The organism is Prevotella sp. oral taxon 306 str. F0472, assembly GCF_000257925.1.
Classification (GTDB): Bacteria; Bacteroidota; Bacteroidia; order Bacteroidales; family Bacteroidaceae; genus Prevotella; species Prevotella vespertina.
In genome coordinates, this window is the sequence record NZ_AJIN01000011.1 from 14906 (window position 1) to 39703 (window position 24798).

General features: G+C 40.7%; 20 protein-coding genes and 1 tRNA gene. 13 read left to right on the forward strand and 8 right to left on the reverse strand.

Going from position 1 to position 24798, the window contains the following annotated elements; genetic code table 11:
• Positions 1–23: 23 nt before the first annotated feature.
• The 5 genes from HMPREF9969_RS01135 to sppA all read right to left on the reverse strand — a co-directional run bounded on the left by HMPREF9969_RS01135 (position 24) and on the right by sppA (position 5099).
• A tRNA-Phe gene (locus HMPREF9969_RS01135) sits at positions 24–96 on the reverse strand.
• A gap of 136 nt (positions 97–232) precedes the next feature.
• On the reverse strand, positions 233–1342 hold the full coding sequence (locus HMPREF9969_RS01140) for a thiamine-phosphate kinase (RefSeq protein ID WP_009434110.1): 1110 nt from the start codon (positions 1340–1342) through the stop codon (positions 233–235).
• Positions 1343–1441: 99 nt separating this feature from the next.
• Positions 1442–2206 carry a purine-nucleoside phosphorylase gene (locus tag HMPREF9969_RS01145; protein WP_036894561.1) on the reverse strand — a complete coding sequence of 255 codons (765 nt, stop codon included), beginning with the start codon at positions 2204–2206 and terminating at the stop codon, positions 1442–1444.
• Positions 2136–3314 (reverse strand): tetraacyldisaccharide 4'-kinase, encoded by a 1179-nt coding sequence (lpxK, locus tag HMPREF9969_RS01150; RefSeq protein WP_009434086.1) that lies wholly within the window; start codon positions 3312–3314, stop codon positions 2136–2138. Before lpxK ends, HMPREF9969_RS01145 begins: the two co-directional genes overlap by 71 nt.
• Positions 3315–3320: 6 nt before the next feature.
• Positions 3321–5099 (reverse strand): signal peptide peptidase SppA, encoded by a 1779-nt coding sequence (gene sppA / locus HMPREF9969_RS01155; RefSeq protein WP_036894640.1) that lies wholly within the window; start codon positions 5097–5099, stop codon positions 3321–3323.
• 403 nt (positions 5100–5502) lie between these two features.
• Between sppA and HMPREF9969_RS01160 the strand changes: the two genes are divergently transcribed.
• The 4 genes from HMPREF9969_RS01160 (at position 5503) to HMPREF9969_RS01175 (ending at position 10519) form a co-directional block, all read left to right on the forward strand.
• Positions 5503–6921, forward strand: coding sequence for a threonine/serine exporter ThrE family protein (locus tag HMPREF9969_RS01160; RefSeq protein ID WP_009434231.1), 1419 nt, complete (start codon positions 5503–5505; stop codon positions 6919–6921).
• Between the two features lie 716 nt (positions 6922–7637).
• The gene (locus tag HMPREF9969_RS01165) at positions 7638–7811 is read left to right on the forward strand and encodes a hypothetical protein (protein ID WP_036894564.1); all 174 of its coding nucleotides are present in this window, start codon (positions 7638–7640) and stop codon (positions 7809–7811) included.
• A 65-nt stretch (positions 7812–7876) separates the two neighbouring features.
• Positions 7877–9637: a hypothetical protein gene (locus HMPREF9969_RS01170; RefSeq protein WP_009434069.1), complete on the forward strand. Its 1761-nt coding sequence runs from the start codon at positions 7877–7879 to the stop codon at positions 9635–9637.
• Between the two features lie 435 nt (positions 9638–10072).
• Positions 10073–10519: an HU family DNA-binding protein gene (locus HMPREF9969_RS01175; protein WP_009434119.1), complete on the forward strand. Its 447-nt coding sequence runs from the start codon at positions 10073–10075 to the stop codon at positions 10517–10519.
• 229 nt (positions 10520–10748) lie between these two features.
• Here the strand turns inward: HMPREF9969_RS01175 and HMPREF9969_RS01180 are convergent, their stop codons facing one another.
• The gene (locus HMPREF9969_RS01180; RefSeq protein ID WP_009434223.1) at positions 10749–11468 is read right to left on the reverse strand and encodes a DNA alkylation repair protein; all 720 of its coding nucleotides are present in this window, start codon (positions 11466–11468) and stop codon (positions 10749–10751) included.
• 236 nt (positions 11469–11704) lie between these two features.
• On the opposite strand from HMPREF9969_RS01180, the gene HMPREF9969_RS01185 reads away from it, so the two are divergent.
• The 6 genes from HMPREF9969_RS01185 to guaA all read left to right on the forward strand — a co-directional run bounded on the left by HMPREF9969_RS01185 (position 11705) and on the right by guaA (position 18892).
• Positions 11705–11974 carry a co-chaperone GroES gene (locus HMPREF9969_RS01185; RefSeq protein WP_009434220.1) on the forward strand — a complete coding sequence of 90 codons (270 nt, stop codon included), beginning with the start codon at positions 11705–11707 and terminating at the stop codon, positions 11972–11974.
• Between the two features lie 183 nt (positions 11975–12157).
• Positions 12158–13783, forward strand: coding sequence for a chaperonin GroEL (gene groL, locus HMPREF9969_RS01190; protein WP_009434124.1), 1626 nt, complete (start codon positions 12158–12160; stop codon positions 13781–13783).
• 775 nt (positions 13784–14558) lie between these two features.
• The gene (locus HMPREF9969_RS01195) at positions 14559–14759 is read left to right on the forward strand and encodes a hypothetical protein (protein WP_009434160.1); all 201 of its coding nucleotides are present in this window, start codon (positions 14559–14561) and stop codon (positions 14757–14759) included.
• A 70-nt stretch (positions 14760–14829) separates the two neighbouring features.
• A complete protein-coding gene (locus HMPREF9969_RS01200) occupies positions 14830–16371 on the forward strand; it encodes a phosphotransferase (RefSeq protein WP_009434078.1) in 1542 nt (513 codons plus the stop codon).
• A gap of 142 nt (positions 16372–16513) precedes the next feature.
• On the forward strand, positions 16514–17320 hold the full coding sequence (locus HMPREF9969_RS01205) for a nucleotidyltransferase family protein (protein WP_009434186.1): 807 nt from the start codon (positions 16514–16516) through the stop codon (positions 17318–17320).
• Positions 17321–17347: 27 nt separating this feature from the next.
• Positions 17348–18892: a glutamine-hydrolyzing GMP synthase gene (guaA, locus tag HMPREF9969_RS01210; protein WP_004383348.1), complete on the forward strand. Its 1545-nt coding sequence runs from the start codon at positions 17348–17350 to the stop codon at positions 18890–18892.
• 285 nt (positions 18893–19177) lie between these two features.
• Here guaA and HMPREF9969_RS01215 read toward each other — a convergent pair whose 3' ends face one another.
• Complete coding sequence (locus tag HMPREF9969_RS01215) at positions 19178–20839, reverse strand: IS1182 family transposase (RefSeq protein WP_009434036.1); 1662 nt, start codon at positions 20837–20839, stop codon at positions 19178–19180.
• Between the two features lie 139 nt (positions 20840–20978).
• Positions 20979–21404 carry a large-conductance mechanosensitive channel protein MscL gene (mscL, locus tag HMPREF9969_RS01220; protein WP_009434147.1) on the reverse strand — a complete coding sequence of 142 codons (426 nt, stop codon included), beginning with the start codon at positions 21402–21404 and terminating at the stop codon, positions 20979–20981.
• A gap of 268 nt (positions 21405–21672) precedes the next feature.
• Between mscL and gap the strand changes: the two genes are divergently transcribed.
• The 3 genes from gap (at position 21673) to HMPREF9969_RS01235 (ending at position 24712) form a co-directional block, all read left to right on the forward strand.
• Positions 21673–22701 carry a type I glyceraldehyde-3-phosphate dehydrogenase gene (gap, locus tag HMPREF9969_RS01225; RefSeq protein WP_009434068.1) on the forward strand — a complete coding sequence of 343 codons (1029 nt, stop codon included), beginning with the start codon at positions 21673–21675 and terminating at the stop codon, positions 22699–22701.
• Positions 22702–22811: 110 nt separating this feature from the next.
• Entirely contained in the window at positions 22812–23780 is a 969-nt protein-coding gene (miaA, locus tag HMPREF9969_RS01230) for a tRNA (adenosine(37)-N6)-dimethylallyltransferase MiaA (RefSeq protein WP_050899956.1), read from the forward strand.
• Positions 23774–24712 (forward strand): diacylglycerol/lipid kinase family protein, encoded by a 939-nt coding sequence (locus tag HMPREF9969_RS01235; protein ID WP_009434103.1) that lies wholly within the window; start codon positions 23774–23776, stop codon positions 24710–24712. Before miaA ends, HMPREF9969_RS01235 begins: the two co-directional genes overlap by 7 nt.
• Positions 24713–24798 lie beyond the last annotated feature (86 nt).

Consider the following 24798-nt stretch of genomic DNA (forward strand, 5'->3'; position numbering starts at 1 on the left):
AACCGCCCTGATGAAAGGAGGAGTGGTACCACCAGGAATCGAACCGGGGACACAAGGATTTTCAGTCCTTTGCTCTACCAACTGAGCTATGGCACCATCATGTTTTTACTACTCATACTTTAGCTATCATTGTTGCTATTTCTGAATTGCGATGCAAAGGTAGTGCTTTTATTTGAGACCTCCAAACCTTTCTAAGGATTTTCCTTACAATTTTAATCCTTTAACAGATAACTTAATTTTCCTTTACTGCCCATCCTTGTGCTTGCAATTCGAACTCATTACCATCACGTGTGATGATATAGTTACCTAGACTTTCCTTTGTAATATAACCTATCTGCTTGATATTCTCTAACTTATCAATCTTCTCATGGTCACCGATTGGAACAGTGAAAAGTAGTTCGTAATCCTCTCCTCCATTTAAAGCCGCAGTTGTGAGATTCATATTGAACTCTTCACAGGTTACTGCTGTTTGATAGTCAATAGGAATATTCTTTTCATAGACCCTACACCCACAGTGGCTCTGTTGACAAATATGCTTTAGTTCGCTAGCTAAACCATCAGAAATATCAATCATTGAAGTGGGGTGGATTCCTGCTTGACGTAGTTGTTGCAAGACATCCCCACGTGCTTCTGGTTTCAACTGTCGGTCAATGAGGTATTCTTTTCCAGCAAAATCGGGTTGGAAATCATCAATAGCAGCACGTTCTTTCTGTAAGGCTTTCAATCGAGCCTGGTCATTGTTCCGTTGTGCCTCCCTTACCTTATTATTATATTCCTCAACTTGTTGATAGTAGACAGACTTTTCCCTTTCAAGGATTTGTAAGCCCATATAGGCAGAACCCAGATCGCCTGTTACACAGATGAGGTCTGTCTCATTTGCACCAGAACGATAGATTATGTCTTCTTTGGAGGCTTCTCCAATGCAGGTGAGATTGATAGCAAAACCAGTATAAGATGATTTGGTATCCCCACCAATAATATCGACGTTCCATTTAGCACATGCCTTATTTAAACCAGCATAGAACAATTCGATATCCTCAACCTTGAATCGTTTTCCTAAGCCTAATGAAACAATGAGTTGACGTGGCTGACCATTCATTGCAAATATATTGCTCATTGTTGCCATAGCTACCTTGTAAGCCAAATGCTCCATATCGATATATGTAAGGTCGAACTGAACCCCCTCCATAAACATCTTTGATGTTACAAGAACCTCCTTATTGGAGTAATTCAGTACGGCAGCATCATCTCCTATGCCCTGTTGGGTGGAGGCGTTTTGGGGGACAATGTTCTTTGTCAGTCTTTCTATAAGACCGAACTTACCGAGATCTTTAATTTCCATTTATTATCAAAAAACTTAGTGATAAATGTTGGACGTTCTTTATCTACACCTTATTATATATATGATAAAGAACGTCCGGGCAATTTTATGTATCTATTATTATGAACGCTTAATCATCTCGCGCATAATCTCTGTCATGTGTGGTTGTGCCATGTTAGCTGCTTCCTGTACTTCCTCATGACTAACTTCAACAGGAACATCAAAACCACCTAAGTCTGTAATTACACTAATACCAAAGACCTTAATACCGCTGTGACGTGCAACAATAACCTCTGGAACAGTACTCATACCAACAGCATCAGCCCCCATCTTATGATACATGCGATACTCTGCAGGTGTTTCGAAGGTAGGACCTTGTACACCCATATAAACACCATGTACTATACGGATGTTCTTCTCTTTTGCTATCTCGTCAGCCATTTGTATGAGTTTGTGATCGTAAGCCTCATGCATATCAAGGAAGCGAGGTCCAGTTGGGAAGTTCTTGCCATGTAAAGGATGTTCTGGGAAGAAGTTAATATGATCAGTGATAATCATTAAATCACCAATCTTAAACTCTGGATTCATACCGCCAGAAGCATTAGATACAAATAAGCTCTCGATTCCTAACTCGTGCATAACACGTATAGGGAAAGTTACTTGTTTCATATCGTATCCCTCATAGAAATGGAAACGTCCTTCCATAGCCATGATGTCCTTGTCACCAAGCTTACCAAAAATCAGTTTACCAGCATGCCCTTCTACTGTAGATACAGGGAAGTTGGGTATCTCTTTGTAAGAGAATTCATAGCTATCAGTTACCTCTGAAGCTAATTGTCCTAGGCCGGTGCCCAGAATGATGGCTGTTTTTGGACTTGTTGTCATCCTCTCTCTTAGCCAGGATGCTGTTTCTTGAATTTTTTCGTACATAAGAAATTATTTTTTCATTAAATGTCTCTTCTTTATCAAGCATGAATCTAACCTTGATAGGGAGTGTATATATATTGTCTTTTACTTCCTCGGATAACCCTTCTATATCAATAAGTCTTGCTTTATCTTTCTCTGTTGTTATTATTAATTTGGGTTCTTCCATTTGTGCAAAGGTCTCATTAATTTTATTGATATCCTTCGTTGTGAAAGAATGATGGTCAGGATAAGATAAGATTGTCAGAGCATTATTTCCTGTATATGTATTTAAATCTAATTCCAAATGCTTAGGAGTCGCAATACCTGCGAGCAATAGAATGTTCTTACCTCTGATCTCTGTTAAAGGTATATTTTCTCCTTCCTTAAATATAGGCTCTAAATCACAATAATCAAGAGTTGTGAAGTAGAGTTGCTGGAAAGGGTAGAGTTCCATAGCCTTACTGAGCACTCGATAGTCTATTGGATTAAGACTCTTGGGGCATTTTGTAATGATAACGATGTCTGCCCGATGTTTTCCAGATAATGGCTCACGAAGTCTACCTGCTGGTAGTAATTTGTCATAGATAATGAGCCGATGATAATCCACTAGAAGAATGTTTATACCAGGTTTTACATATCGGTGTTGGAAAGCATCATCCAGTAGAATAACATCCGTATCATTGGTTTCAGGGTCAGAAGTTATGTTATCAATACCTTCACATCTTTTCTTATCTACAGCTACATGGATATGAGGGAACTTTGTTTTCATTTGATAGGGTTCATCCCCAATCTCTCTCATTGGTGTATCAGCATTGGCTAACACGTATCCATGGCTTTTACGTTTATAGCCACGTGAGAGAACTGCTACTTTTACTTTATCTTGAAGGAGTCGGATAAGATACTCGACATGAGGTGTCTTACCAGATCCTCCAACTGTAATATTACCAACAGATATAACTGGTATATCAAAGCTCCTAGTCTTGAGTATATTTAAATCAAATAATTCGTTACGTATGCCCACAATAAGCCCATACAGCCAACTGAAAGGCAATAGCCATTTGTTTATTTTAATGTGGTCGCCTTCCATATACTATTAGTGGATGTTAGGATAATAAGGTAAACGAGCTTGAATAGCACTCTGGTGATTGAGCGTCTTCAATAGTGTGAATGGCTCATAGAGGTCTCCTAAGTTTGCACGTAATTGTTCATCAAGATAATTGTTAGGTGTTGATTCCTGTATTATCTGTTCAAACATACTCTTTTGTGCAGGATAAGAGGCTATGCTATGGTTCGATAACTTAGCTAATTGAGCCGCCTTTGTAATGGCTACATCTAATCCTCCTAGTTGGTCAACAAGACCAATCTTTATTGCATCTTGCCCAGAATAAACATGACCTTGCGCAATCTTTTCTATTTGATTATCAGTCTTCTTACGACCTTCTGCTACACGATGGCGGAAGAGCTTATAACCACGGTTGATATACTGGTTTAAGTATGCCATTTCTTCTTCAGAGAAAGGACGAGACTGAGTACCGAAGCCTGAGAACTTATTGGTTTTTACTTCGTCAAACTTAATTCCAAGTTTCTCTGTTAATAAGCCACTAAAGTCGGGGAACATTCCGAAGATTCCTATAGAACCTGTAAGTGTTGTTGGTTCTGCCACAATCCAATTGGATGGAGCTGAGATATAGTATGCACCTGATGCCGCCATTCCTCCCATACTTACAACGACAGGCTTTAGTTTTTTTAATTCCATTATTTGATGCCAAATCTGTTCTGATGCATAAGCTGACCCACCACCAGAGTTGATACGAAGGACTACAGCCTTTACGTCTTTATCATTGGCAAGTTTTTCTAAATCCTTACATACAACTTGTGCATCAATCGTATGACCTTGTGCAAATAGACCTCCTGCAGCACCATCAACAATGTCTCCGTATGCGTAATAAACGGCTATTTGATTATCACTATTATCATTCTCCTCATCCTCTACACCTTGCATATCGTCAATTGACACTTGGTTAATGTCATCGTCCTTATCAAGACCTAGCTGTTTCTTAACAACAGCCTTTACTTGGTCAGTATAAAGCAAACCATCAACAAGTTTATATTTGAGATAATCTGTAGGTGCTGCAAATGTAATCATACTATCTGCATAAGCATTAAGAGAAGATACGGATATATGACGAGTAGCACTTACATCCTTTGTTATAGTTCCCCATATACTATTCAAGTAAGCAGAAGTTTGCTCACGATTGGCATCACTCATCTTATCGCCCGTAAACATTTCAGTCGCACTCTTATAAGTTCCGACCTTCATCACTTGCATCTTTACTCCGAATTTCTTTAATAAATCCTTTACGAAGACTGGCTGAGACGATAAACCATGCCAATCAATCTGACCTTGTGGATTCAAATATACTTTATTAGCAGAAGAAGACAGGTAATATGTTCCTTGTGTGTAGATATCTGCATAAGTGATAATCCATTTGCCAGACTTTTTGAAGTCTACCAATGCATTCCGTACAGCTTGTAAAGAAGCATAGGAATCAGCAGTGAAAGCACCAGCCTCTATGTAAATTCCCTTAATGTTCTTATTATTCTTTGCCTTGTCAATAGCTGATAGGAGGTTATCTAATCCAATAGTTCCTATCTTTCCTTGCAACTGACTGATTATGTTATTATCTTCACTTCTCTCAGTGAGTTGACCTGACAGATTTAAAACAAGGACAGAGTTATCTTTTATTTCGTTTGTCGTTTGCGTTGAGGCTATCATACCAATAATTGTGATAAAAGCAAAACACCCCATAATAATACTGAAAAGGAGTGTTCCTACAAACGAAGCAAATACATACTTGAAAAACTGTTTCATAAAGGTATCTAATTGTGGTTTACCATTTGCAAAGATATATATAATAGATGTAACAGCCAAATAATTCAAGATTTCTTAATAACATTGTAGTCAAGAAGAAACGTGTTATTTTCTTAATTTAAGTTCCTCTATAATCTTAACTCTTTACCTTCTTTCTGAAAAGGGTTAACCTTTCAGTCGAAAAGGGTTGACCTTTTTGGTGGAAAAGGTTAACCTTTTTGGCAGAAAACGTCAACCTTTTCTGGGAAAAAGGTCAACCTTTTGCGAGAAGAGCCTTATCGTACGATAAAACAAGGGTAAGAAAAGTTAGGTTGATGTCCGATTTATAGCATGGTAATTTCCCTATATGGATTATAAATAGTAACTTTGTAGCCGTTTTTTAAAAGCTAAAAGATTGTTTTTTATGGACGAAAATCAGATGGTATCTTCCAAAACGATCCTTCGTAGAAAGTTGGATCTACTCCTAAGGACAGGACAAATATTAATGGAGAGTTCTGCAGATACAAGTCGTGTAAAGCGCAATATGGAGCGTACGGCGGCTTATTTGGGGCTTCCTAAGGAGAATCTACACATGGACATCGGTTATTACATTCTTCAGGTGAATGTTAGCGATGAAACCCATAGTTTCTCAAAAATGCAACGTTGTGACAAACACGTCATTAATATGCTAGCCATTCAGGAAGTTTCAAAACTCTCATGGCGAGCTATCCAGGAGGATTACACACTTGATAAATATCAGGAGGAATTAGACAAGATAGCCAATGGTAGGCATTATTATACTGATTGGATGATTGCTATCGGAGCAGGTTTTGCTTGTGGTGGTTTCTGTATTCAGTTCGGTTGTGATTGGACGGCATTCTTCTATGCCTCTATTGCCGCTATATTGGGTAATAGATTACGAATGTTCCTCAATCATTCTGGTTCTAACCTTTATGCGAACTTCGCTTTAGCTGCTTTTGTTAGTACACTTCTTGCTTGGCTATCATCTTATTTGTCTACTCCTGGTGTACAATCTGCTTTACCAGAATTTCTCCGTCCAATACTCTATACGTCCACTCCTTGGCATCCGCTCTTGGCTTGTGCATTGTATATCGTACCAGGAGTACCGCTGATCAATGCTGTGAATGATTTATTGGACAACCATATCAACACAGGTTTGGTGCGAGCAATGAATACACTTCTCATAGTAGTTGCTATGGCATTTGGTATTGCAATGGCAATCAAATGCGGAAGTATAGACAACTTTGTGAAAGACTTATCTATGACACCACATCATAGTTTCGTAGAGTATGCCATAGCTGCGGCTATTTCAGCTATGGGGTTTGCCACTATCTACAATATTCCTTATCGCTTAATGCCATGGATAGCCATTGGCGGTATTATTTGTGTATGCTCTCGTAACTTTATCAATCTTGGTCCTGCAACGGGTAATATAGGATTGGGCATGGGCTTAATCGTTGGTTCGCTTTGTGGTTCTGCGCTTATTTCTATTATCAATATAAAGGCCGTACATATATTGCATACACCACATCAATGTATTACAATTCCAGCAGTAATCCCAATCGTACCAGGTGTATTGATGTATCGTGCCCTTTATGGTTTCTTGGAGATGCAAGGCGTAGTGGGTGAAGTAACCTTTGCAGTGTTTAATGCAATCAATGGTTCGTTAGTTCTATTCTGTATTGCGTTAGGTGTTGCTATTCCAAATATCTTTGCACGTAAATGGATAACCCCACATCGCAAAGCTAAGTTAGCTCGTATGATAGAGGAACGCCGCCAGCGTGGTAAGTTTGTAGACTTGCATAACTTTGTTGTAGACTAAGTTCTATCATTTATATGTGATTGCCCCCTTGTCGGTATTGTTTAATAGCAGATTGTCAAGGGGGCTATATATTATAAGGTGTAATCAGCGTTAGTTTTCTTCCCCTCCTTCATAGTAGTCAATCTCCTGCAAACAGTACTATTCACTTCCCTCTCCACTCGGAGAGGGGGCGGGGGTGAGGCTGTAGAGGGGTCGGGGTGAGGCTTTTTTTCTTTCTTTTTCCTTGCTCATTCCATTTTATCTTCTTACCTTTGCCGCCGTGAAAGAATTAGCAATGACATATCAAGTGAACGAAGTACTGCAAAGAATTATTCGATTCTTTGCATCTTTTTGCACTTTATCTTTGGTCAATCCAAATAATTTGCTAACACACACACACACACACACACACATTCGCACCTAGCGTCTAATAACACATTTTTTCTTCTCGCATACGCGCGCGCGAAGCGTGCCGTAACCCCTGTAAACAAAGGACTTTCAAGAGTTTCCTTTGTTCGCTTTTTTATGCCCTTTTTGAAGACCGCTAAAACGCAAAATATAGCAATTTTTTCGAGTATAAAATCAAACTTACATAGTGCTACAGAGCATCAAGAGAAGGAGATAATTCATTGTTTTAACAACTCTTCTTATGCTTTCGTCTCCCTCTTGAACTCTGTGACACGAAGTAAAGCAAATGAGAATCATTAATAATAACTATTTTTTAATCAATAAAAGCAATGAGCAAAAAGAAAGAAAAGAAAGATTACGAACGACCCGAGTGTGCCGTTCACAAAATGGAGACAGAAACATTTATCTGTATATCTACAAAAGTTACCCCCAACGCGCCACTGACAACAGAGGAAGAGTGGGAAGATGGAGGATCAGTAGACGGTGGAGCACAAGATATTTAATCTGCTTCCCAATAAGAATATTCCGTACTTATCTCAATTAAGAAACAATTAAAAAGGAAACAACAATGAAAATCAAAAGAATTAATACGGCATTTCTGCTGCTCGCCCTCGCTGGTATGACGCTCGCAGGATGCAGCAACGAAGACATTGCCAACGTTAATCCCCAAGAGAAGGGAACGGGCAACGTGTCATTCTCTATCGTTGAAAAGGATTACGAGCCAGCAACTGACAACCCTAAGACGCGTGCAGCTGCAGAGGAGACAAAATCAGTAACACAAGACCTTGGCGACGGACTGATGGCAGAAGTTAGCCTTGTGCCTGACACCACGCATATATCCACTACGCCCAAGACACGAGCTATCAACAAGTCAACCCATTACACTATCCAAGCCTTTCAAGGCGGCGTAAAGAAAGGCGAACTAAAAGGCACATTCAATGGCTCTACGTTTACGCCAGATACTGGTCAGCCAGAAGCTATCGGTCTCCCTCATGGCACTTACGACTTCGTCTGCTTCAACGATGATGTTACATCCAACGGTACGCAACTCACTGTCAATCGCTCTGCTGCTGCGACAGCCCGCTTTACGGTAAAACGCGGAGTTGTTATCAATCAAGATCCAAAGCAGCAAGTTGAATTTACCCTCAAGCATGCAGGTGCAATTGTTAGCTATTACCTTGAATCTCAAGAATTTGTGTTTGAGGGAATAGTAACAAATACTCAAACCATAGATAAGTATGGACAACCTGCGTATGTATGCGATTTTGCAAATGAAGAAGATCGTATCAAGTACAAGATAGCATCAGCAGCAAGCACAGTGCCTTCAACCATGGTTTACAACTTTGCTACCGATACTTACTCCTACCCAACAACGGAGCAGGTCTCTAAGTCTGCAAATGTAAATCTTGGTACAGCCCCCGTTGCATATAGCACGCCTGGTACAGCCTTCAACGGATCTCCAATCCGTGTACCTGCCGATTATTATCTTCCTTCAACCAATTGTGCCGATATGAAACTTACTTTTACACACGGGAAAATAAATGGTGGTAATCTGGCAGGCAAGTCTATCACGATACCAACGAGTACGTTGGTAGAGGCGAATAAGGCTTATGCGGTTATAATGCGTCTCTACCTTGCAGACCGATATGTTTACAGTGACGGCAGTTATGGTCCACGCTCTCAAAACTCTACTAAGACACCTATCGCAGTGATTGTATCTGACCGCATAGCAATTGCGCTCCATGATGTCAATGAAGGAGGGGCAGAGCAGCTGCAATGGGGCAGTAACACTACTTCTTCAGAAGTGCCATCCTGGTACAATACTTGTGCGAATTATGCAGATCTTTTTGATGCTAATCAATATGGAAGAGCAGTGAATGCTACAGGAGCTGCAAAAAGTGCTGTGAGTGGATATGCTCCCGCAGCTCCTACTGGGAATACATGGCGAGTCCCTACATTGGTGAATTTCTTTCAAATGGGAACTACCTTGGGAAGAATTAAGGAAGGTAGTAGCTTTGAGGATTACGTATCTTATGTAGTTAGTGGAAAAGATTATGCTTTTTTTATACCTTCAGGAGCCGCAGCAACGGGCTTCACCCCAGCCCCCTCTACTGTCAATTTCCCAGCAATGGACATGGCACGCTTCAACAATGCGTTTACGAAAGAAGGTGGCACGCCTCCATCAGGCACGTATTGGACATACATGGAATGCAAAGATGGAACGGAATATAAGATGGCAACGATAGAGATTTCTGGTGGTAAGTTCCACTTGGGCTTAAAGTCTAAGACGGAAACTGCGAAGATAAGACCAGTTATTCTCTATCACTAAAAGTCCCTGTTCTGAAAGAGGCGTAGCAGAAAATAAAAAAGCTAATGCCCTTGATGCATACGAAAGCATAAAGAGTAAAAAGCGAATATATGGAAAGAAAATGCTGCACGGACTTCTCAACCTGTTCTCCGAAAATTTCCAACGTGTTTGCGATTCACGAGGAACGTGTTTGCGAGAAATTTCTAACGTGTTTGCGGTTTACGGGGAACGTGTTAGAAGAAAATTTCTAACGTGTTAGAAATTTATGGGGAACAGGTTGGAAATTTATCGTAAAGCTGATGGAAATTGAACGCTGTCGTAATGCCTTTGGAATTGGAGGCTGTTTGGGTTGAAGATTCGGGCTGATGGGCGTTTATTTCCATCGGTTTAAAGTAATAAGAAATGAAGATGCTGCAAAGTGCAGCACATTAATTATAACTAAAAATAAAATAAATCATGAAAATTAAATTAGTAAAAAGAAAGAGACCAGGCGCAAAGGAAGACGCAGGTAAGTTGTATGCAAACCCAGTGAATGTTGGTAAGAAGACGTTGCGCGACATTGCGAGAGATATTGCGGGTCGTTCGTCATTGACACGCGGTGACATTGAAAATGTGCTTACAAACTTTATGGAGTGTTTGCCTTCTTATCTCCGTGATGGCTTTAGCGTACAGTTGGGCGAGTTCGGTACGATGCGCTTAACCTTATCTAGTACTGGTGCGTTGGACGAGAAGAGTTTTAAGGTTGAAACCATCAAACCTCGAGTAACATTTACGCCAGGCGTGGAACTGAAAAATGGATTACGCGACAACTTGTATGAGTTGCCGAGAAAGAAGAAGGAAGAAAAGGAGGAGAAAGAGGAGAAGAAAAAGAAAGAAGAGGAAAGTGGACCGACAGCAGGGTAAAAGCCTCCCCAATCCCCTCCTCCGGAGTGGATGTGCCTACGGGGGCTAGTTAGAAAATGTGCTACGGAAAACCTCTTCAAGCCGAGGGCGGGGAGTGCCTAACGGGATATAGTTCGTAAGAATCTTATTTGTTTGATTTGAAACGATTTGTTCTATTTCTGCCGTTAGGCACCTTTTTAGTAGGATTATGTCTGGGGAATCATGCAAATCGTTTCAAATCTTTTTGTGCTTATACTCGCTTCATAAGTATAGCACGTTCTTTCGGACTAAATTTCTCAATGGCATAACGTAACATGGTGCGTGGCATATCCGCGCGGCGTTCCATGACATACGCATAGAGTCGCTCGGGATTCCGTTTGCCAGCTTCACGAAGCATCCAGCCAATCGCCTTGTGCATGAGGTCGTGTGGATGGCGCATCATAAGGTCACTTAGTGCGTATGTGTCCTCCAGTTGACCTTTGCGGATAAAGGCATAGGTGGAAACGATGGCGATTCGGTTGTCCCATAGAAGTTGGCTTTGTGCTAATTGGTAGAGGCGTTCGTGCGATTTGTCAAGCAGGTATTCACCAACGATAAAACGACAGGAGAGGTCGACTAAGTCCCAATTATTAATTCTTTCGGTCATGGCGAGGTAGAGGTCAAAGAGCTGTTTGCGAAGTGTTTCGTCCTTTTTCTTGCTTTTCTCTACCATGACTAGCAGTGCGCAGAGTCTTACCTCATGCCATTTTGACAGCATTAGTTCTCGTATTACATCCAAGGATATATCTTTATGTTGTTTGGCTATAGTGCGGATGTTGGGAACTGTGACACCTAAAAAGAGATCGCCCTCACCGTATTCCCCTTTTCCTGTTTTGAAGAAGCGTGGGAATACTTCTCTCTTTTCAGCATTTGATAACGCTTGGAGTTCGTCAATAATCATTTTCACTGTTGGGCTTATGCTTTCTGTCATACTTGTATAAATTTGTTTTTGTTGCAAAGATACTACATTTATGTTATGGCTCAATAGAAATTGATGAGGGTTCTTCTATAAATTCTTAATGTTGTATGTGTATGCTGACAGGATGTCAGATATTGTTTTGAATGTTTATATGTATGTTTCTTTGGCATGGTTTTCGTATAAAGCAAAGCGGAACTACTGGTTTAGTAGATAAACAAAAGATTAAAATCTAAAAATATAAAGAGATTATGACAATTAAACCTTTATCAGACAGAGTATTGATTCTTCCTGCACAAGCAGAGGAGAAAGTTGGTGGTATTATTATCCCTGATACAGCTAAAGAGAAACCACAGCGTGGTAAGGTTGTAGCAGTTGGTAATGGTACAAAGGATGAGGAGATGATTCTCAAAGTTGGTGATGAGGTTCTCTATGGAAAGTACGCTGGTACGGAATTAGAGAATGAAGGTGAGAAGTATCTGATGATGCGTCAGAGCGATGTTCTCGCTGTAGTAGAATAAAAAACCTCTTCCAATCCCAACGAAGGGAGGGATGCCTCCCCCTAACCCCTCCGAAAGGAGGGGAGAACAGGAATGGAACGATAGCTTTGAACATCTAATCTAAAGTTCAAAAATCAAACGTTAAAGTTCAAAGTTTAGATATCAAAGTCAATATTAAAGTTCAAAATTCAAAGTAAAAGTAAAATGGCAAAAGAGATAAAATTCAATACAGATGCACGTGAGCTCTTGAAGAGTGGTGTTGATCAGTTAGCAAATGCAGTAAAGGTGACGCTAGGTCCTAAAGGTCGTAATGTTGTTATCGGTAAGAAGTTCGGTGCTCCACAGATAACAAAGGACGGTGTAACCGTTGCTAAGGAGGTGGAACTTGAAGATAACTTCGAGAATGCTGGTGCACAATTAGTAAAGAGTGTAGCTAGTAAGACTGGTGATGATGCTGGTGATGGTACCACAACTGCCACAATCCTAACACAAGCTATCGTAACAGAAGGCTTGAAGAATGTTGCGGCTGGCGCTAATCCTATGGATCTCAAACGTGGTATTGACAAGGCTGTAGCAAAGGTTGTTGAGCATATCAAGGAATCAGCTGAGGTTGTCGGCGATAACTATGACAAGATTGAGCAGGTTGCAACCGTTAGTGCTAATAATGATCCTGAGATTGGTAAGCTGTTGGCTGATGCAATGCGTAAGGTTTCTAAGGATGGAGTTATCACGATTGAGGAGAGCAAGACCCGTGAGACAAGCATTGGCGTAGTAGAGGGTATGCAATTCGATCGCGGTTATTTATCAGGTTACTTCGTTACCGACACTGATAAGATGGAGTGTGTAATGGAGAATCCATACATCCTTCTCTATGACAAGAAGATTTCAAATGTGAAAGATTTCTTGCCAATTCTCCAGCCAGCTGCTGAGAGTGGTCGCCCATTGTTGGTTATTGCAGAGGATGTTGATTCTGAAGCATTGACAACATTGGTTGTAAACCGCCTACGTGCAGGCTTGAAGATTTGTGCAGTGAAGGCTCCAGGCTTTGGTGATCGTCGTAAGGCAATGCTAGAAGATATAGCTACATTGACTGGTGGCGTTGTTATTAGCGAGGAGAAGGGTCTTTCATTGGATAAGGCTACACTCGATATGTTGGGTACAGCTAAGAAGGTTAATGTATCAAAGGACAATACAACCATCGTTGATGGTGCTGGCGATAAGGACGCAATCAAGGAGCGTGTGGCACAAATCAAAAATGAGATTGCTGCTTCAACAAGCTCTTACGACAAGGAGAAGTTGCAGGAACGTCTGGCAAAGATGGCTGGTGGCGTAGCTGTTCTCTATGTCGGTGCTAACTCTGAGGTAGAGATGAAGGAGAAGAAGGATCGTGTTGACGATGCTCTTTGTGCTACTCGTGCCGCAATGGAAGAGGGCGTTGTTGTTGGTGGTGGTACCACTTACATCCGTGCTCAAGAGGCATTGAAGGATCTCAAGGGCGAGAATCAGGACGAGCAGACTGGTATAAACATTGTTTGCCGTGCTATTGAGGAGCCTTTACGTCAGATCATTGCGAATGCAGGTGGCGAAGGTGCCGTTGTAGTTGACAATGTTCGTCAGGGCAAGGGTGACTATGGTTACAATGCTCGCAAGGATGTTTACGAGGATTTGCGTGCTGCAGGTGTTATCGATCCTGCTAAGGTTTCTCGTGTAGCATTGGAGAATGCAGCTTCAATCGCTGGAATGTTCTTGACAACCGAATGCCTCATTGTTGACAAGGCAGAGGAAACTCCTGCAATGCCAGCAGCACCAGGCATGGGCGGAATGATGTAATTTCAGATTAAATCATACAATCAAAAAAGGGAAGATGCTCTGAGAGTATCTTCCTTTTTTTATTTGATTCTATTTGAAAATAGCTGACTTTTGTGTCCTTCTTATAGTATAAAAAGCCTTTACCATTCTTCATTTTGAATTTATCAATAGGATTTATTTTGTAATAAAATATAGCAAATTTGATGGTTTATATTTGCGTTTTTCTGAGAAGCATTGGTGTTTGCTCGGAAATACGGGAAATAGAGAGAAGGAAATGGTTAGACTTGTAATGGGTTGATTACTAGTAGGTTGTAAGGAATGAAGCATTTTGTTGACTGAATGGAATCGTCGAAATATAGGGAAATGGGCTAGTTTTTACCTAAAATGATAGTACTTTTTGCCCAAAACGATAGTACTTTTTACTCAAAACGGAGGTACGATTCAGTCAAAACGGAGGTCGGTTTTGCTAAAAATGGAGGTTGGTTTTACTAAAAACCTATATACGTTTCTAGAAAAAGCTCATTTCGTTTCGTTTTAAAGCTCTGTTACGTTCTAGAAAAGGATAGATAGAAAGAATTAAATGTAAGGTTTTTTTTGTGTAGAAAGTCCTCTCTTTCAGCTATGTGAGTGGGCTGTATCTGTTTTGTTTCTTAGTTCTGATAAGATGTAGGAATGGATTGATTTGATTTGCAACAAGTATTTGTGTTGGTATTAACATATTAGGAATGGATTTGAAAAAGACTAAAAACTTCCTACTTTCACGTCCTATATCTAATCTTTTGCTTAACTTTGTGGCATGAAAAGATTAGTCAACTGGAAAGAATTTATAGTACTCTTCATCGTTATTGGATGCTTATATTATATAACGAGGTCGTTGTGGATTACAAGCGGCATCCTTGTTCTTCTTTTGCTCATAGATGGTCTTTTGCGTCAATATGATAATAAAAAGAAGGGCGAGAGGCAGGCGGAAGAGATAAAAAAGAAGCTAGAAGATTAGTTTTAGCTGATGAGATATGATTCGTTGCCGTAACTTTATAGGATGATTGGATAAGCAATCAAGACAAAGCATGAAGGAATTATTGGAATTGTATAGGATGTGGAAGGGTGCAGAAGCAGTCAATGTGGAGAAACTTGCTGGTGCTGGTAGTAATCGTGAGTATTATCGATTGACAGATGATGCGGGCTCGGCAGTGATAGGTGTTATTGGTACGAGTCGTGATGAGAATCATGCTTTTGTTTATCTGGCGAAACATTTTGAGAAACGTCAGTTGCCTGTGCCTCATGTGTTGGCAGTTACGGCTGACGAAACCTGTTATTTACAGTCGGATTTAGGCACTGTTTCTCTTTTCGATGCTATACGAGGCGGGCGTGAAGCAGGTGGGCGATATAATCTTGCAGAGCAGGAATTGCTTAGAAGAACTATCCGTGAGTTGCCTAATATACAGCTTCGTGGTGCGCGCGGGCTAGATTTTAGTCAGTGTTATCCACAGCCAGAGTTCGATCAAGAGAGCGTTCTTTTCGATTTGAATTACTTTAAATACTGCTTTCTCAAAGCGACGGAGCTTGATTTCCATGAGTTGAAACTTGAGGCGAATTTCCGAATGTTTGCCAAAGACCTAACGTCCGAAAAGATGGATTCGTTCCTTTATCGTGACTTTCAGGCTCGGAATGTCATGTTAGATACTGCTGGTAATCCTTATTTTATAGACTTCCAAGGAGGGCGTAAGGGACCATTTTATTACGATTTAGCTTCATTCTTGTGGCAAGCAAGTGCGAAGTATTCCTTCAAGTTGCGTCGTGAACTTGTGTTTGAATACTATCAAAGTTTGAAGAATTATACTGAAGTACCCTCAAAACGTCACTTTGTCAATCGCCTTTCCCTCTTCGTATTGTTCCGAACGTTGCAAGTGCTTGGGGCTTATGGATTCCGAGGTTACTTTGAGCGTAAGAAGCATTTTATTGATTCTATTCCTCCAGCAATACAGAATTTGCGTGACATATTGGCTTTAGGCGAAGAGGTTTTCCCTTATCCTTATATGCTTGATATGCTGAAACGACTCACACAATTACCGCAATTTGCGCACATTGAGAAGCCAGCGGCTAATAGAACCGATGGATTTAAAACGGCAGAGAAGGATGTCTATAAGGCGAATCCGTTGGATGGTCCTGCTACATTCTCTAAATATGATGGGAAAGGTCCATTGGTAGTTCGGGTGTTTAGTTTCTCGTTTAAGAAAGGTATTCCCGAGGATACAACTGGTAATGGGGGCGGTTATGTATTCGATTGTCGGAGCACGCATAATCCGGGTCGGTATGAACCCTATAAGAAGATCACTGGTTTGGATGAACCTGTTATTCGTTTCTTAGAGGATGATGGTGAGATACTTGAGTTCTTGAAACCCGTTTATCAGTTGGCTGATCATCATGTAGAACGTTATATGCAACGTGGTTTTACGGATCTAATGTTCAGTTTTGGCTGTACGGGTGGGCAGCATCGTTCCGTCTATAGTGCGCAACATCTTGCCGAACATCTCAATAAGAAATATGGCATTGAGGTGCGAATAACGCATAGAGAACAAGGTATTGAGCAAGTATTGTCGGCAAAGTAAGAAGGCTTCAGCCTAACTCCTCTCACCTTTATTATTATAGAATAGACAAGAAGCAATAAGAGCAACGGGAGAAGATTAGGCTTGTGATTCCTTTGTCAACTGAAATAAAAGCCGTAATTTTGCAAATATAAAAGAAAAGCTAATGCAATCAATGATTTTTGCAGCCGGTCTCGGCACTCGTTTGAAACCGCTTACTGACACAATGCCAAAGGCGTTAGTAAGGGTAGGGGGTGCGCCGCTGCTTGAACATGTAATAAATCGATTGATAGGCGCAGGATGCAAGCGTATGGTTGTTAATGTCCATCACTTCGCTAATCAGATTATTGACTATCTGAATATGCACGATTATGGGGTGGATATTCTTGTGTCTGACGAAACAAAGCAGCTCCTTGATACCGGTGGTGGTATCAAGCGAGCTGCTTCGCTTTTTGATGATAGCTTGCCTGTCCTCATTCATAATGTAGACATTCTGAGTAATGTTGATTTGAAAGCTTTCTATCAGCATGCCGTAGATAGTAAAACGGATGCTCTTCTGTTGGTTAGCCGTCGTATCACGCAGCGTTATCTAGTCTTTAATTCAGATATGCGCCTTGTTGGTTGGACGAATGTTGCTACAGGAGAAGTGAAATCGCCGTATGAGGATGTGCGACAATTACATTTTGTACAGCCAACTGATGATACTACTTCTTATCATCAGAATGGTCATTATCTCTATGCTTTCTCGGGTATTCATGTCTTAGCTCCCACTGCTATACAGGCGGTTGAGGCTGTTGATGAGGATAAGTTCCCCATAATGGACTTCTATCTTCGTAATTGTGACAAGTTGAATATCTATGGAGAATTGAAGAGCGATCTGCAACTTCTTGATGTAGGTAAGCTCGATACACTGCAAGCAGCAGAAGACTTTATTGTAAATTTAGGTTATCAAAGCCCCAAAGCGGAGCAATGATACTTTTTAAAACATATCATCACTAACATGCAACAGAAGATAATCATTTTGGATTTCGGTTCGCAGACAACACAGTTGATAGGTCGACGTGTACGCGAGTTGGATACCTTCTGCGAAATCCTACCTTACAACAAGTTCCCAAAAGATGATCCGTCCGTGATAGGTGTAATCCTTTCTGGTTCGCCTTATTCGGTACATGATGCAGAAGCCTTTAAGGTTGATCTTAGCCAATTCATTGGAAAGGTACCTGTGCTTGGTATCTGCTATGGTGCACAATTCATCTCTTATTCTAATGGAGGTAAGGTGGAACAGACAGGAACACGTGAGTATGGTCGTGCGAATCTAGAGACAATCAATCTTGATAACCGCCTCTTCGCAGATTTTGAAAAGGGCTCTCAAGTATGGATGAGCCATGGTGACACCATTACGGCTATTCCTTCAGATTATGAGATCATCGCTTCTACAGGTGATGTTAAGTATGCAGCCTTTGCTTCAAAGACACAACCAGTATGGGCTGTTCAGTTCCATCCTGAAGTTTATCACTCATTACAAGGTAAGCAGCTTCTGAAGAACTTTGTTGTAGATATCTGCGGTAGTAAACAGGAGTGGAGTGCAGCCTCATTCGTAGAGAGCGCAGTGCAAGAGATTCGAGAGCAAGTTGGTAATGATCGTGTTATTCTTGGACTTTCTGGTGGTGTAGATTCTTCCGTTTGTGCTACCTTATTGAATAAAGCTATTGGCAAGAATCTTACTTGTATCTTCGTTGATCATGGTATGTTGCGTAAGAATGAGTTCCAAAAGGTGATGGATGCTTATAAGGGACTTGGATTGAATGTTATTGGTGTGGATGCTTCAGAAAAGTTCTTTAAAGATCTTGAGGGAGTAAGTGACCCAGAGGAGAAACGCAAGATAATAGGTCGTGACTTTGTTGAGGTGTTCAATGCAGAGGCGAAGAAGATTACTGATGCCAAATGGCTTGCACAAGGAACAATCTACCCTGATCGCATTGAGAGCTTGAGCATAACGGGTATGGTTATTAAGAGTCACCATAATGTTGGTGGATTACCAAAAGAGATGCACTTGCAGCTCTGTGAACCACTTCGTTGGTTGTTTAAAGATGAAGTGCGTCGTGTAGGTCATGAGATGGGAATGCCAGAACGTCTTATTAAGCGTCATCCGTTCCCTGGTCCTGGATTAGCTGTTCGTATTTTAGGTGATATTACTCGTGAGAAAGTCCGTATTCTTCAAGATGCGGATGATATCTATATCGAGAAGATGCACGATTATACATTGCCAGATGGTTCGAGTCTTTATGATCATGTTTGGCAGGCTGGAACAGTGTTGCTTTCTACAATTCGTTCGGTAGGAGTGATGGGTGATGAGCGTACCTACGAGCATCCAGTTGCTTTGCGTGCTGTTACCTCTATGGATGCAATGACAGCTGACTGGGCACATCTTCCATACGACTTTATGGCAGATGTCTCTAATGAGATTATTCGCAAGGTGAAGGGAGTTAATCGTGTATGTTACGATATCTCATCAAAACCACCTTCGACCATTGAGTGGGAGTAAAGACTCTTGCTAAATGGGGAGTGCTCTTTTGAATTATAGAAAAGTATCTTAGCTGATTTCCACTTAGTTATAATCATAATTTGAAGGAAGTATTGTTTATAGTTTAGCAAAGGCTATTCTCGAGGATAGCAAAGGCTCTCTCTGAAAGAAGGAGAGTCTCCCTTTTAGGAATAGGAATGATAAAGTAAATCTTTATAAATTAAAAGAGGGTGTGTCAAAATTGATACATCCTCTTTTTTACTCTCCCTTTACCTTGTCTACCACATAATTCGTTATTTATTGCAGCTATGCTGCTAATTTCATATAAAATGATTTATAGGGCTTTAAATAGCCTATATAAACTTGTATAGAGCATCTGAAGGTGCCTAAAAGTACCTCCATAATGTCTTTTAGTTCCTTGAGATTGGTTTTTCTACACATTTTCCCTATGTTAAAGGCAATGGCAAAGAAGGCAAAGTCCGTATTGACCTTGTCTTTCCCCAAATGCCTAAACCTCTTATAGGCTTTATTATATTTTGTTTGTCCAAAAACAGCTTCAGGTTCTATGCACCTTCGTCCTCGATGCTTGATGCCTTCTTCCGAGGTCAGTAGTTCCCGTGCCTTTTGTTTATAGTGCTGTAGTTGGTGGTTTACTTCTATAATCCAGTTTCCTCTTGCCTTGAAGCATGAACCTCTCAGCGGACATCCCTCACAGCGTTCTGCCTGATAACGTACGCTGTAAGTAACGAATCCATTAGAGGTTAGGGAACGCTTCATACCTATACGCTTCATATGCTGTCCCATAGGGCAGACGTAGAAATCCTGTTCCTTATTATAATAAAGGCTTGCGGGACTGAATGGGTTAGGTGTGTAGCGTGGGCGCTGCTCTTTATGGAAGTAGTTATACTTCACATAGGCTTCCATATTATGTACGTCCATGAACAGATAATTCTCCTCGGAACCATACCCTGAATCGGCTACGACTGTCTTGGTATAACGATGATAGCGTGATTTGAAGGACTCCAAGAAAGAAGGAAGTGTGAGTGTGTCTGTACGGTTAGCATAGAGTGCAAAGTCTGTGATAAACTGGTTCTCCGTTGCTATCTGCAGATTATATCCAGGCTTAGTCTGTCCGTTCCGCATAGCGTCCTCCTTCATGTGCATAAACGTGGCATCAGGGTCGGTCTTGCTGTAGGAGTTTCTCTCTCCCATAATCTCAAGGTGTTGGTCATACTCCTGGAGTTTATTACGTTTCTTCTCAAGTTCTTTAAGCTGTTTTTTCTTGGATCTAACAGTCTGCTTCTCTTCTTTAGTCTTAGGCTCAGGGGCTGATTCCAAAGACTTGTTCAATTCCTCGGATATCTCATCGAGCAGAGCTACAGTAAACTCGACACCTTCTGTTTTAGCGGCATTGTCCTGCGCTATGACATCATCAACCTGAAGTAAAAGTGTGCGTATTTGTTCCTGCAACTTGGCGCGGTTCTTTTCCACGGTTCTCTTCCAAACGAAGGTATACTTGTTGGCTTTCGATTCTATTTTTGTGCCGTCAATATATTCAACGTCAAGACTTATCAAACCTTTGGCTGCAAGTACTAATACCACTTGTGTGAATATATTGTTGATTTCCTTTTTCACACGATTACGAAAACGATTGATGGTAATAAAATCAGGCTGCTCATATCCTGCAAGATAGATGAAATGAATGTCACGCTTGAGAAGCGACTCTATACGACGGCAGGAATAGATATTATTCATATAGGCGTAAAGAATCACCTTGAGCATCATTTGTGGATGATAAGGCTTGCGACCACTGGGCTTATAAAGTTTGTAGACATTATCCAACATAAGATTATCCACCAAGGCGTCTAAAAGACGAACAGGGGCATCTTCTGCGATATCCTTATCGATCCTTTGAGGAAAAAGAATCATTTTCTTGTGTATGTAAGAACGAAAGTGTACCTTTGTCATAATGAGATTTTTTGTATGCCTAAAGGTACAAAAACTTTAGGAAATAGCAAAGCCCTGGCTTGAGAAAGTCGGGGCTTTGTGCATAAAAAAGAGGATGTGTACATTTTGACACACCCTCTTCTTATTTATATGATTACTATTACTTTTTCTTAAGTAAGTCTCGAATTTCTGTAAGGAGCTTCTCTTCTGCTGTTGGTTCTGGATCAGGAGCTGGTGCTGCAGGTTCTTCCGCCTTCTTCTTTGAAAGTTTGTTGATACCCTTTACTAGAAGGAATACACAGAATGCAATGATGATGAAATCTAGTGTTGTCTGTAAAAAGTTACCATAGTTAATAGTCGCAGCTTCCATCTTCTCTATTCCTGGAAGTTGAACTGCTGGGAGAGTGTACTTAAGATCTGTGAACTTTACACCACCAATCAACCAGCCAATAGGTGGCATGATAATGTCATCAACGATAGACGAAACAATCTTGCCGAATGCGCCACCAATGATTACACCGACAGCCATGTCAACTGCGTTACCCTTAACTGCAAAATCTTTAAACTCTTGAATGAATTTACCCATGATTCTAAATGTTATTAATTTGTTCTTTTATTGATTATATGTTCTTTTTATGTGCTTTGCTACATAGATATTACAAACATGGATTATAGTGTTATCGTTGATTCTATCATGCAACTGAAACGAACCATTTTTTATAATATTTAAACGCAAAGCGACTGCAAAAATAAAAAAAATATTGTATCTTTGCAATCGTAACATAGAATAATGTTCATTAGGAGGTAAAAAGACAACTAGTTTTATAAACTTTTATAAATAAATTAAAGTAAAAATGGTAAATGTAGCTATTAACGGCTTTGGCCGTATTGGTCGTCTCGCATTCCGTCAGATGTTTGAGGCTGAAGGTTATGAGGTTGTTGCAATCAACGACTTGACAAGTCCTAAGATGCTTGCTCATCTGTTGAAGTATGATACCGCTCAGGGTGGTTTCGCTGGCAAGTTCGGCGAGGGTAAGCACACTGTAGAGGCTACTGAGGACTCAATTATCGTTGATGGTAAGGAGATTAAGATTTCTGCTGAGAAGGACGCTGCAAACTGCCCATGGGCTGCTAATAAGGTAGACGTTGTACTCGAGTGTACAGGTTTCTACACATCTAAGGAGAAGGCTTCTGCTCACTTGAAGGCTGGTGCTAAGAAGGTAGTTATCTCTGCTCCTGCAGGTAACGATCTTCCTACAATCGTTTTCAATACAAACCACAAGACTTTGACTGCAGCTGATACTGTTATTTCTGCAGCTTCTTGTACAACTAACTGCTTGGCTCCAATGGCAGCTGCTTTGAATGCATACGCTCCAATCCAGTCAGGTATCATGTCAACAATCCACGCTTACACTGGCGACCAGATGATTCTTGATGGTCCACAGCGTAAGGGCGACCTCCGTCGTTCACGTGCAGGTGCTTGCAACATCGTTCCTAACTCAACTGGTGCAGCTAAGGCTATCGGTCTTGTTATTCCAGAGTTGAATGGTAAGTTGATTGGTTCTGCACAGCGTGTTCCAACTCCAACAGGTTCAACAACTATCCTTGTTGCTGTTGTTAAGGGTAAGGACGTAACTGTTGAGGGTATCAACGCTGCAATGAAGGCTGCTGCAACAGAGAGCTTCGGTTACAACGAGGATCAGATCGTATCTTCTGATATCATCGGTATGCGTTTCGGTTCTTTGTTCGATGCAACTCAGACTATGGTAAGCAAGATCGACGATGATACTTATCAGGTACAGGTTGTTTCTTGGTACGACAATGAGAACTCTTACACTTCTCAGATGGTTCGTACAATCAAGTACTTCGCAGAGTTGAAGTAATACCAACCGAAAGGTCATCTGCAATTCTCTCTTGCGTAGAGAGTTATTGACGGATAAAATATTAGTCCCTGTCAGCTTGCTGGCAGGGATTTTTTTGTTATCTTTGTGACATGAATCATGAACAAGCAAGTGAATTAATGGTTTCGAAAGATAGTCCAGCAAGGCGTATGATAACAATATTAGGTCCTACGGCTTCGGGCAAGACAGATCTTGCAACGCATTTAGCAGCTCGCCTCAATGCTGAAATTATCAGTGCTGATAGTCGCCAGGTGTATCGTGGCATGGATATTGGTACGGGTAAGGATTTGGCTGATTACGTGGTTGATGGTCATGTTATACCTTATCATTTGATAGATATTTGTGAGCCTGGTACGAAGTATAATCTCTTCCGCTATCAACAAGATTTCCTTGATTGTTATGAGGATATACGAAGTAGAGGAACATTGCCTATCCTCTGTGGTGGTACAGGTCTTTATATAGAAGCCGTATTGAAAGGTTATAGCCTCTCGCCAGTGCCTCAGAATCCAGCCTTACGTACTGAATTAGAGGGTAAGAATCTCGAAGAACTTACAAACATATTGGTAGATTTGAAGAGAAGGAATCATTCTGTTATGCACAATAAGACCGATGTTGATTCTTGTCAGCGTGCTATTCGTGCGATAGAGATAGAAACCTATAACCTCACAAAGCCGACAGAAGAACGCCAGTGTCCGCCGATTGATTCATTAATAATAGGAGTGGATATTGAACGAGAAGCGCGAAGAGAAAAGATTACTCATCGTTTGAAAACACGCCTTGAGGGGGGGATGGTTGATGAGATAGATGGATTATTGAAGCGTGGCATCCCAGCAGAAGATCTTATCTATTATGGCTTGGAATATAAATTTGTGACGGAATATCTTATAGGAAAATTGTCTTATGATGAAATGTTCCAACAGTTAGAGATTGCTATTCATCAGTTTGCTAAGCGGCAGATGACGTGGTTTCGTGGTATGGAGCGTCGGGGCTTTACGATTCATTGGGTAAATGCTGCGCGGAAGATGGAAGAAAAAGTAGAAGAAATATTGAAATTATGGTAGAGGAAGGAAGATGGGGCATTATTTATTGTCCAAAAGGTCGATTGTTTACTAATCCTGTAAAGCGTTGGGAGCAGGCTGAACGTTGTCTGCTAGAACATGGTATACAATATGATATGGTACAGAGCGAGAATCCTCGAGGTGTGGATCGTTTGGTTCGCATGCTGATTAGTAATGGTTACAAGACCATTATCATTTATGGTGGCGATTCGGCACTGAATGACGCAGTCAACTATCTCATGCTCTTAAAGCCTGAAGAGCGTAATTGTATAACGTTGGGAGTTATTCCAAATGGTGTACTGAATGATTTTGCACATTTTTGGGGATTTGATGAGTCACACTTGGAACAGACGATTGCTTGGCTCAAGCAGAAGCGTGTAAGACGAGTAGATATTGGATGCATTCACTATGAAAACAAAAAGAAAGAACGTTGTCGTAGATATTTCCTTAATTGTGTGAACATAGGTATGGTAGCAAATATCATGAGTATGCGTCGTCGTATGCGTCACCTCTTTATTTCTCGCACAATCTCGTTTATCCTCTCATTCTTTTTACTTTTGTTTCAGCGTATGGATTATTTGATGTCATTGAAAATTAATACAGATACTATCAAACAGCGTCTGATGACTGTTTGTGTTGGTAATGCTCAAGGTTATGGACAGACGCCGAATGCTGTTCCTTATAATGGTTTGCTAGATGTTTCAATCGTTTCTCAGCCAAAGATGTTACAAGCAATGGAGGGTATGTATCTTTTATTACGGGACAAGATATTGAATCATCGTAGTGTATTACCTTATAGAACACAGGAATTGAGCGCACAGATAGCTCCGCATACACCAGTCAGTGTTGATGGAAGACTCTTGAATGGTACGCCTGTTGGTACATTTAGAATTAGTGTGGAGAAGGAAGTTATTAACTTTATCATACCGAGTTAATACACCTTATATATTATATAGGTTCTATCTATTTTCTTGCTTTTTATAGAAGGAAATTCTTTTTCCTTTTATGCAAATTATAGGTA

Coding starts and splice junctions, on each gene's coding strand:
- HMPREF9969_RS01140 (WP_009434110.1), bottom strand. CDS start 1,342: ATGGAAATTAAAGATCTCGGTAAGTTCGGTCTTATAGAAAGACTGACA.
- HMPREF9969_RS01145 (WP_036894561.1), bottom strand. CDS start 2,206: ATGACAACAAGTCCAAAAACAGCCATCATTCTGGGCACCGGCCTAGGA.
- lpxK (WP_009434086.1), bottom strand. CDS start 3,314: ATGGAAGGCGACCACATTAAAATAAACAAATGGCTATTGCCTTTCAGT.
- sppA (WP_036894640.1), bottom strand. CDS start 5,099: ATGAAACAGTTTTTCAAGTATGTATTTGCTTCGTTTGTAGGAACACTC.
- HMPREF9969_RS01160 (WP_009434231.1), top strand. CDS start 5,503: ATGGACGAAAATCAGATGGTATCTTCCAAAACGATCCTTCGTAGAAAG.
- HMPREF9969_RS01165 (WP_036894564.1), top strand. CDS start 7,638: ATGAGCAAAAAGAAAGAAAAGAAAGATTACGAACGACCCGAGTGTGCC.
- HMPREF9969_RS01170 (WP_009434069.1), top strand. CDS start 7,877: ATGAAAATCAAAAGAATTAATACGGCATTTCTGCTGCTCGCCCTCGCT.
- HMPREF9969_RS01175 (WP_009434119.1), top strand. CDS start 10,073: ATGAAAATTAAATTAGTAAAAAGAAAGAGACCAGGCGCAAAGGAAGAC.
- HMPREF9969_RS01180 (WP_009434223.1), bottom strand. CDS start 11,468: ATGACAGAAAGCATAAGCCCAACAGTGAAAATGATTATTGACGAACTC.
- HMPREF9969_RS01185 (WP_009434220.1), top strand. CDS start 11,705: ATGACAATTAAACCTTTATCAGACAGAGTATTGATTCTTCCTGCACAA.
- groL (WP_009434124.1), top strand. CDS start 12,158: ATGGCAAAAGAGATAAAATTCAATACAGATGCACGTGAGCTCTTGAAG.
- HMPREF9969_RS01195 (WP_009434160.1), top strand. CDS start 14,559: ATGAAAAGATTAGTCAACTGGAAAGAATTTATAGTACTCTTCATCGTT.
- HMPREF9969_RS01200 (WP_009434078.1), top strand. CDS start 14,830: ATGAAGGAATTATTGGAATTGTATAGGATGTGGAAGGGTGCAGAAGCA.
- HMPREF9969_RS01205 (WP_009434186.1), top strand. CDS start 16,514: ATGCAATCAATGATTTTTGCAGCCGGTCTCGGCACTCGTTTGAAACCG.
- guaA (WP_004383348.1), top strand. CDS start 17,348: ATGCAACAGAAGATAATCATTTTGGATTTCGGTTCGCAGACAACACAG.
- HMPREF9969_RS01215 (WP_009434036.1), bottom strand. CDS start 20,839: ATGACAAAGGTACACTTTCGTTCTTACATACACAAGAAAATGATTCTT.
- mscL (WP_009434147.1), bottom strand. CDS start 21,404: ATGGGTAAATTCATTCAAGAGTTTAAAGATTTTGCAGTTAAGGGTAAC.
- gap (WP_009434068.1), top strand. CDS start 21,673: ATGGTAAATGTAGCTATTAACGGCTTTGGCCGTATTGGTCGTCTCGCA.
- miaA (WP_050899956.1), top strand. CDS start 22,812: ATGAATCATGAACAAGCAAGTGAATTAATGGTTTCGAAAGATAGTCCA.
- HMPREF9969_RS01235 (WP_009434103.1), top strand. CDS start 23,774: ATGGTAGAGGAAGGAAGATGGGGCATTATTTATTGTCCAAAAGGTCGA.